This window comes from Bowmanella yangjiangensis, from assembly GCF_017255015.1.
GTDB lineage: Bacteria > Pseudomonadota > Gammaproteobacteria > Enterobacterales > Alteromonadaceae > Bowmanella > Bowmanella yangjiangensis.
Genome location: NZ_JAFKCS010000243.1, coordinates 1 through 1,207 on the forward strand (window position 1 = coordinate 1; position 1,207 = coordinate 1,207).

Consider the following 1,207-nt stretch of genomic DNA (forward strand, 5'->3'; position numbering starts at 1 on the left):
CTGGATGTTCCAGCGCGAGTGGGTGGAGAACGGCGACTGGGCGCGGATCCAGCAGTGCAGCGCCGAGGCCTTGCAGCTGTTGGGCTGAAGCAGGGCGCTCGATCAATTTCCGTCCAAGGTCACTTATATGGTCATCTAGTTGAATGATGACTTAATAGTGGCGCCATGATATCGTCGACCGATCAGTCACTTCCGAGTGCCGTGGTTAGCGTGCTGGCAACAAGAACAATTCTCCAGCGGATATCCAATCCCCATTCCTTGGACGGAGAATTTCATGAGCAAATGGCTCGGCAATGTCAGTGTCACCCTCAAGCTCGCTATCAGTTTCGGCCTCGTGCTTCTGCTTACCCTGCTTCTGGCGATCACCGGCTGGGACGGTATCGGCCGCCTCATCGAGCGCGGCCAGCGGGTCATCGAGATCAATGAGGTCAACAACCTGCTCGATGACCTGAGGGTCAACCGCGTGCGTTACGTGATGAGCAACGGCGACAAGGCGCTGGGAGACGAGATGCAGCGTGCGCTCGACCTCTACCGCGCCTCGCACGAGCGCATCATGGGCAACTTCAGGTCGGCCGATAACATCCGCCTGCTCAAGCAGCAGAACGGCCAGATCGCCCATTATCAGGAGGCCCTGACGACCATGCGCAGCGCCTTCACCGACGCCGCTGCGACGCGCCAGGAGATGGGCCGCCTGGCCCGTGAAGTCTTCGCCGAGATCGAGGCCCTCGACGCGGTGATCGCGCGCATGCCGGAGTACGACCCGCAGCGGCAGGTGCGCTACCGGGCCATGCGTGATGCCAAGGAAGGCATCCAGCTGATGCGCTACGAGGTGCGTGGCTACACCGCCAAGGTCAATGCCGACAGCGAAGCCGCGGTGGTTCGCCAGGTGCAGCGAACCGCCGACAGCCTGGCTCAGCTCGAGGTGTCGATGGGCAGCGAGAGTGCGGCGCAGGTCGAAGCCATTCAGCGTGGCTTCGACAGCTACCGGGCGGTGGTGACGGCCTTCCAGCAGGCCAACACGGCGGCGATCGCGGCGCGTGACGAACTGGACCGGACCGGCAACGAAATCGTCAAACTGAGCGATCAGCTCATCCACAACCAGGTGCTGCAGCGTGACAGCGATACGGCCGCCGCCAAGTCCATGCAGCTGATCACCACGCTGGTGGCACTGGCCATCGGCATCGGTTCGGCGATCCTGATCACCCGG

At 62.3% G+C, this 1,207-nt stretch carries 1 protein-coding gene; it reads left to right on the forward strand.

Annotated elements, in window-relative coordinates; translation table 11 throughout:
• Window positions 1–274 precede the first annotated feature (274 nt).
• A partial coding sequence (locus tag J0A65_RS23670; RefSeq protein ID WP_206596734.1) for a methyl-accepting chemotaxis protein occupies window positions 275–1,207 on the forward strand: 933 nt, incomplete at its 3' end.